The sequence below is a fragment of the Sphingomonas sp. SORGH_AS_0438 genome, from assembly GCF_031453475.1.
In the GTDB taxonomy this organism is placed as follows: domain Bacteria; phylum Pseudomonadota; class Alphaproteobacteria; order Sphingomonadales; family Sphingomonadaceae; genus Sphingomonas.
Genome location: NZ_JAVIZS010000001.1, coordinates 3,220,368 through 3,227,500, shown reverse-complemented (window position 1 = coordinate 3,227,500; position 7,133 = coordinate 3,220,368). Strand labels below are relative to the sequence as shown.

Sequence of the window (7,133 nt, the reverse complement as noted above, 5' to 3'; positions counted from 1 at the left end):
TGTGTGTTGTTCAGCCTTAACGGATTGGCTGGGCTTCGAAACTGTCCCGGGAAATAGCCCCACCGTATAGACCGTACCCGAAACCGACACAGGTGGTCAGGTAGAGTATACCAAGGCGCTTGAGAGAAGTGTCCTGAAGGAACTCGGCAAATTGCCTCCGTACCTTCGGAAGAAGGAGGCCCCATGTAAGCGCAAGCTCTCATGGGGGGCACAGGCCAGGGGGTAGCGACTGTTTAGCAAAAACACAGGGCTCTGCTAAGTCGGCTTCAAGACGACGTATAGGGCCTGACGCCTGCCCGGTGCCTGAAGGTTAAGTGGAGGAGTGCAAGCTCTGAAATGAAGCCCAGGTAAACGGCGGCCGTAACTATAACGGTCCTAAGGTAGCGAAATTCCTTGTCGGGTAAGTTCCGACCTGCACGAATGGCGTAACGACTTCCCCACTGTCTCCAGGACATGCTCAGCGAAATTGAATTCTCCGTGAAGATGCGGAGTACCCGCGGTTAGACGGAAAGACCCCGTGCACCTTTACTGCAGCTTCAGAGTGGCATTAGGAAGGAACTGTGTAGCATAGGTGGGAGGCTTTGAAGCATTGGCGCCAGCCGGTGTGGAGCCATAGGTGAAATACCACCCTGTTGTTTTCTGATGTCTAACCTCGATCCCTGAAGCGGGATCAGGGACCCTCTGTGGCGGGTAGTTTGACTGGGGCGGTCGCCTCCTAAAGAGTAACGGAGGCGCGCAATGGTGGGCTCAGGCCGGTTGGAAACCGGCTGTTAGAGTGCAATGGCATAAGCCCGCCTGACTGCGAGACTGACAAGTCGAGCAGAGACGAAAGTCGGTCATAGTGATCCGGTGGTCCCTCGTGGAAGGGCCATCGCTCAACGGATAAAAGGTACGCCGGGGATAACAGGCTGATAACCCCCAAGAGCTCATATCGACGGGGTTGTTTGGCACCTCGATGTCGGCTCATCACATCCTGGGGCTGGAGCAGGTCCCAAGGGTTTGGCTGTTCGCCAATTAAAGTGGTACGTGAGCTGGGTTCAGAACGTCGCGAGACAGTTTGGTCCCTATCTGCCGTGGGCGTCGAAATTTGAGAGGAGTTGACCCTAGTACGAGAGGACCGGGTTGAACGTACCTCTGGTGTACCTGTCGTCGTGCCAACGGCGCAGCAGGGTAGCTATGTACGGACGGGATAACCGCTGAAAGCATCTAAGCGGGAAGCCTCCCTCGAGATAAGATTTCTCAGAGCGGTCGAAGACCACGACCTTGATAGATCGGATGTGGAAGCGCGGTAACGCGTGAAGCTAACCGATACTAATCGCTCTATTCGCGCTTGATGAGCTCACACCCCCAATATCAGCGCTGCTGATACGGGCGTGGGATTGCATCACAGCCAGAAACACCAAAGTGCACGCATCGATTTTAACCCCCAAGCACCCCTCCCGCGCCACAGGCTTCATTGCCTGGTGACCATAGCGTTTGTGTCCCACCCGATCCCATCCCGAACTCGGCCGTGAAACCATTCTGCGCCAATGGTACTACTGCCTAAGCAGTGGAAGAGTAGGTCGTCGCCAGGCATTGTAGCCCGTGGCGCGAGAGATACCGTGCACATCAAGAACCCATTCACAAAACACCTCTCCCAAAAGAGAGGCACGCTGGTCCACACGCCAGCCACCGCGGGGTGGAGCAGCCCGGTAGCTCGTCAGGCTCATAACCTGAAGGTCACAGGTTCAAATCCTGTCCCCGCAACCATATCACTCGCCACAACATGCCGCCCCTCGGGGCGGCCTTGTCGTTTGTGGCCCAACCCCAGCCGGGGCCTTGCTATACGGATGGCGCTGGAGCGGCAGACGCGACGTCGGCTGTCGTCTGAAGTTCCACTTCCATGATACGGCGCATCGCGAACTTCTGGGCCTTGCCGGTCACCGTCATCGTGAAAGCGTCGACGATTCGGATGTGGCGCGGTGTTTTGTAGTGGGCGATCTGCTCCGTGCAATATGCGACCACGTCCTTCGGTGTGAGTGGAACGCCGGGGCGGGGGATGATCCAGGCGCAGACAGCCTCGCCATAGATTGCATCGGTTACGCCGAACACCTGCGCATCGGCGATCGCGACATGCCCGAGCAGGAACTCCTCGATCTCGCGGGGATAGATGTTCTCCCCGCCGCGGATAATCATGTCCTTGATGCCGCCGGTGATGCGGACATAGCCGCGCGCATCCATCGTCGCCAGGTCGCCTGAGTGCATCCAGCCGTCGGCATCGATCGCCTCGGCGGTCCGTTCCGGATCGTTCCAATAGCCACGCATCACCTCATAGCCGCGCGAGCAATATTCGCCTTGTTGTCCGTAAGGGAGACTTGCACCGTCGGGACCGACGATCTTGGCCTGCGCATGGGGATGCACGCGACCGACCGACCCCACGCGCTCCTCGATCGGGTCGTCGGTGGCGGTCTGGGTGGTGAGCGGGCTGGTCTCGGTCATTCCGTAGCCGATCGTGACCTCGCGCATGTTGAGGCGCTCCATCACTTCCCGCATGGTGGGGAGCGGACAGGGGGCGCCGGCGAGGATGCCGGTGCGTAACGACGTGGTATCGGTGGTTGCGCGATCGGGGTGGTTGAGGATGTTGATGAACATCGTCGGCACGCCGTATAGCGTGGTGCAGCGCTCTGCCGCTACAGCCTTCAGCACCTCACCGGGATCGAAGCTTTCCCCGGGATAGATCAGGGCCGCGCCGCTCGTGACCGCCGCGAGATTGGCGAGCACCATCCCGAAGCAGTGATAGAGTGGCACTGGCACCGCGATCCGGTCATCCGGCGTCAGGCGCAGCGTGCGGGCGGTGAAATAGCCGTTGTTGAGGATGTTGCGGTGCGTGAGTGTCGCGCCCTTGGGCAGGCCGGTCGTACCGCTGGTGAACTGGATGTTGATCGCATCGTCGGCATCGAGCCCCGCCGCCGCCGCGAGGGCCTCTCGATTTGTCGTGGCGCCAAGATCGGCCCACGGCATCAAGCCGTCATGTGGCTCTTCGCCAAGCGTGACGATCAGCCGCAGATCCGGCAACTTGGTCGGCCCCAGTTCCCGTAGCATCGCAAGATAGTCGCTGCTCTTGAACCGCGTTGCAGTGACCAGCACCGAGCAGCCGACCTTGTTCAGCGCATATTCGACTTCGCTGATCCGATATGTCGGGTTGATGTTCACCAGGATCGCGCCGATCCGGGCCGTGGCGAACTGGATGACGGCCCATTCGGCGCAATTGGGTGCCCAGATCCCGACCCGGTCGCCCGCTTTGACGTCCCTCGCGAGCAAGCCGGACGCGATACGATCGACCTCGGCGTCGAACGTGGCCCATGTCCAGCGGATCGCCTGATGGCGCGAAACCAGCGCCAGCCGGTCACCCCAGCGGTCCGCCGCGTCGCGCAGCGCGTCGCCGATCGTGATCTCCAGCAGCGGCGTGTCGGTCGGACCGCACGCGATCGACAGGCCGCTCATCGCTTGACGTTCACGACCTGGAGTTGCGTATACTCCGCCAGCCCCTCGACCGATTGCTCGGCACCGAGACCCGACTGCTTGAAGCCCGCCATCGGGATGTGCGGGCCGATCGCGATATGTTGGTTCACCCATACCTGCCCCGCGGCGATCCGGCCGGCGATGGCCGTCGCGCGATCGACGTCGCCGCTCCACACCGATCCGCCGAGGCCGTAGTCGGAGGCATTGACGCGCGCGATCACGTCGTCGACATCGTCGAAGCGGATCACGGGCAGGATCGGACCGAACTGCTCCTCATCGACGATCCTGGCGCCATCGGTCACGTCGCGGACGATCGTCGGCTCGATGAAATAGCCGGCGCGTTCCATGGCCTTGCCGCCGGCGACGATCGTGCCTTCGCCACGGGCCGCGTCGAGGAAACCCTTCACTTTCTCGAACTGTGCCCGGTTCTGGATCGGGCCGATGGTCGCCCCCTGTTCCAGTCCGTCGCCCACCACCGCCTCTTGGGCAAGCCGCACCAGTTCGGCGCACATCGCATCATAGATGTCGGCATGGACATAGGCCCGCTTCACCGCGAGGCAGACCTGGCCGCAGTTGAGGAAGGCGCTGTCGAAGATGCCACGCGCCGTCTCGCGGACATCGACGTCCGCCAGCACGATCGCCGCGTCGTTGCCGCCGAGTTCCAGCGTGAGGCGCTTGAGCGTCTCAGCGCTGCTGGCCGCGATCCGCTTGCCGGTGGCGGTCGAGCCGGTGAAACCGACCTTGGCGACATCGGGGTGGGCGGTCAGATGTGGTCCCAGATCATTGTCGTCGGTGATGGTGTTGACGATACCGGCCGGGAAGATGTCCTTCGCGATCTCGCCCAGCCGGAGCGCCGTCACGGGTGTGGTCGGTGCCGGCTTGAGGACGATGGCGTTTCCGGCCAGCACGGCGGGGCCGATCTTCCAGCACGCCACCAGCAACGGGAAGTTCCAGGCGATGATCCCGACGACGACCCCGAGCGGCTGGTGCCGGACGGCGATATAGCCGCTCGCATCGTCCTGGATGATCCGATCGGGCAGTTCCAGCGTCGCGTAATGACGCAGATAGCCCTCGGTCCACGCGACCTCACCCTTCGCCTCGGCCAGCGGCTTGCCCTGTTCCATCGTCAGCAGCCGGCTCAGTTCGTCACCATGCGACGCGATCGCATCGGCGAGCGCGACGAGCGCGGCACGGCGCTCCGCCAGCGGACGCGCTGCCCAGGCCGGCTGCGCAGCGCGGGCTGCGGCGATCGCGGCATCGGCGTCGGCGACGCTGGCGTGCGGCACGGTGGCGAACGGCTGGCCCGTCGCGGGGTTGACGACGTCCAGACGCTTCGCCGCATCGACCAATTTGCCGCCGATCAGCATTTGGCAATCCACCATGACCATCTCCATCCTCTCCAACAGAAAATTATGTTCTAGTTAAAATTTATAGCCCAGCGTCACACCATAGGTGCGCGGATTGCCGATGTGATTGTAGATGAATCCGAAGCCCGCCAGCAGGTCGACGCGCGACGTGAAGTAGAATTGCTGCGCCGCATTCTTCGTCCATACCGACGCGGAGAATTTTCCGCTGGCGTTTTCGTAATCGAGATGGGCATCGAGTAGCGCATAGCCTTTCTGCCTCAGGATCGGCTGATTGATGACCTCGAAGAACTGGCTCGACTGATACGAAACCGAGGGGTGAACGCTGATCGTCCCGAAATCGCCACGCGCCAGCGTGATGTCCGGCCCGACATTGAAGGTGAGGGACGGCGCGTTCGCAAGCGTGTTGCCGTTGACGTTCCTGCCGCTGACGCTGCCGTCGATGATCTTGGTCGAAAGCAGGCCAAGGCCAGCGCGGAGCTGGAAACCATCGATGATGCGCGCATTGAATTCGGCTTCACCGCCGAAGATGCGCGACCTTGGAATGTTGAGCAGCCTCTGCGCGGCGGTCGCCGGATCGACGTTGATGAATTGCTGGTTGCGATAGTCGTAGTAGAAGGCCGCGAGATTGAGCGTGGCGCGGCGGCCGAACAGGCGTGTCTTGGCACCGACTTCGTAGGCGGTGATCCGTTCGTCCTTGGCCACCGACACTTCGTTCGGCTGGAAAAAGGCCTGCGCATTAAAACTCGGCGCGCGATAGCCGCGATTGACGCTGGCATAGAGGAGATTGCCATCGGCCAGCTTGTAGTCGAGGCCGATCTTGCCGGAGAGATTGTCGGTGGCAAACGCGGCCGAGGTGAGCGGGATCAGGTTTGCCACCAGAACGTCGTCGACGCCATAGGCATCGGAGCGGAAGCCGGTCTGCCGGCCGGTATCATGCGTATAGCGAAGCCCGCCGCGCAACGTCACGGCGTCGGTGACTCTGAATTTGAGGTCCGTATAGGCCGCAAAGCTCTTCTTCAACTGGTCGAAACGATTTCGCACCTGGCAGGCGACGAAATTGGCCGCGGCGACTCCGGCCGCGCAATCGGCCGAGTTGACCCTGCCGTCGCCGGTCAGATCGACATCGTTGAATATGTTGAAGGACGTGCTGTTGAACACCTTCTCGCGGTTGTAATAAAGCCCGAGAATGAAATCGAAGGGGCCTGCGTTGCTGCTGGTCAGCCGCAGATCCTGCGCGAACTGGTTGGCACGATCCCCATAAGGGATTTCGAGCGTCTTGCTCGCCTGGCCGTCGGTATCCTCGGTGAAGAAGAGGGTGCCGTGATCGTAAGAGGTGATGCTGGTCAACGCCAGCGTATCGGTCAGTTCGTAATTGGCGGTTAGCGACACCGCTTGCGTGCGCGCGATGCGACGGACCGCGACGTCGGAGGCGATCTGATATCGGCCGAGCCCGCCGATGCGCGACTGGTCCGCGTTCTGGGCGTAGATGCCGTAATTCTGCGGGGTCTGCTGGCTGACCGAACCGCGGAGCACCAGATTCAGCCTGTCGCTCGGGTCCCATCGCAAGGTGCCGCGAAAGGCGAACTCTCGCGTCGAGTTGAGGTCGGGAAAACCGGGGAGCACATTCCTGAACCAGCCATCGGCACGGGAGTAGATGCCGGCGACCCGCAGGGCGGCGTCGTCGCCCGGAGCGAGGTTGATCGCGCCGTTCGCGTCCACGCGGTTGTAGTTGCCATAGCCGAGGTTGAGGTAGCCGCTATTCTCCCCCAGCGTCGCACTGTGGCTGATGATGTTGACCGCGCCGCCGGTGGTGTTCTTGCCGTACAGCGTACTCTGTGGCCCGCGCAGCACCTCGATCCGCTCCAGATCGTACATCGCGACACCGAGGAATGCGAAATTACCCTTGTAGACCTCGTCATAATAGGTCGCGACCGGGCTGGACTGGTTGAGGCTGTAATCCGACATCGAGACGCCGCGCAGGCTGAAGATCGGCGTATTGTCGCCGACGATGCCGGTCATCTGAAGATTGGCGACCTTGCTGGTGAGGTCATCTATCCGCGTCGTGTGCGATTTCGCCAGGGTGTCGCCGCCGATGGCAGAGACCGAGATCGGCACCGACTGGAGGCTTTCATATCGCTTCGACGCCGTGACGATGATTTCGCCTGACGGGGATGGATCCGTCTCGGTGGTTCCGGAAGCGGTGGCATCCGGTGCCGGCGCCGTTTGCGCGGATACCGGTGACGCCGCGAGTGCCATGGAAGCAGC

General features: G+C 61.7%; 3 protein-coding genes, 1 tRNA gene and 2 rRNA genes (1 of these 6 only partly in view). 3 read left to right on the top strand and 3 right to left on the bottom strand.

Translation table 11 applies throughout. The features are described 5' to 3' along the window. The 3 genes from QE452_RS15170 to QE452_RS15160 form a co-directional block, all read left to right on the top strand. A 23S ribosomal RNA gene (locus QE452_RS15170) occupies positions 1 to 1,335 on the top strand; it begins 1,486 nt to the left of the window's first position. A gap of 124 nt (positions 1,336 to 1,459) precedes the next feature. Continuing rightward, positions 1,460 to 1,574, top strand: a 5S ribosomal RNA gene (gene rrf / locus QE452_RS15165). A 98-nt stretch (positions 1,575 to 1,672) separates the two neighbouring features. Further along, positions 1,673 to 1,749 (top strand) — tRNA-Met (locus QE452_RS15160). Positions 1,750 to 1,821: 72 nt separating this feature from the next. Here the strand turns inward: QE452_RS15160 and QE452_RS15155 are convergent. Genes QE452_RS15155 through QE452_RS15145 form a run of 3 tightly spaced genes read right to left on the bottom strand, consistent with a single transcriptional unit; the run spans position 1,822 to position 7,124 of the window. Further along, a complete protein-coding gene (locus tag QE452_RS15155; RefSeq protein WP_309659431.1) occupies positions 1,822 to 3,483 on the bottom strand; it encodes an AMP-binding protein in 1,662 nt (553 codons plus the stop codon). Then, complete coding sequence (locus tag QE452_RS15150) at positions 3,480 to 4,883, bottom strand: aldehyde dehydrogenase family protein (protein WP_309659432.1); 1,404 nt, start codon at positions 4,881 to 4,883, stop codon at positions 3,480 to 3,482. The genes QE452_RS15155 and QE452_RS15150 overlap by 4 nt, the downstream gene beginning before the upstream one ends. Positions 4,884 to 4,922: 39 nt before the next feature. Further along, on the bottom strand, positions 4,923 to 7,124 hold the full coding sequence (locus QE452_RS15145; protein WP_309659433.1) for a TonB-dependent receptor: 2,202 nt from the start codon (positions 7,122 to 7,124) through the stop codon (positions 4,923 to 4,925). Positions 7,125 to 7,133: the final 9 nt, after the last annotated feature.

What these genes read in the sequence shown, in the direction of transcription:
- QE452_RS15155 (WP_309659431.1), bottom strand. Translation starts at nt 3,483, where the DNA reads ATGAGCGGCCTGTCGATCGCGTGCGGTCCGACCGACACGCCGCTGCTG.
- QE452_RS15145 (WP_309659433.1), bottom strand. Translation starts at nt 7,124, where the DNA reads ATGGCACTCGCGGCGTCACCGGTATCCGCGCAAACGGCGCCGGCACCG.
- QE452_RS15150 (WP_309659432.1), bottom strand. Translation starts at nt 4,883, where the DNA reads ATGGTGGATTGCCAAATGCTGATCGGCGGCAAATTGGTCGATGCGGCG.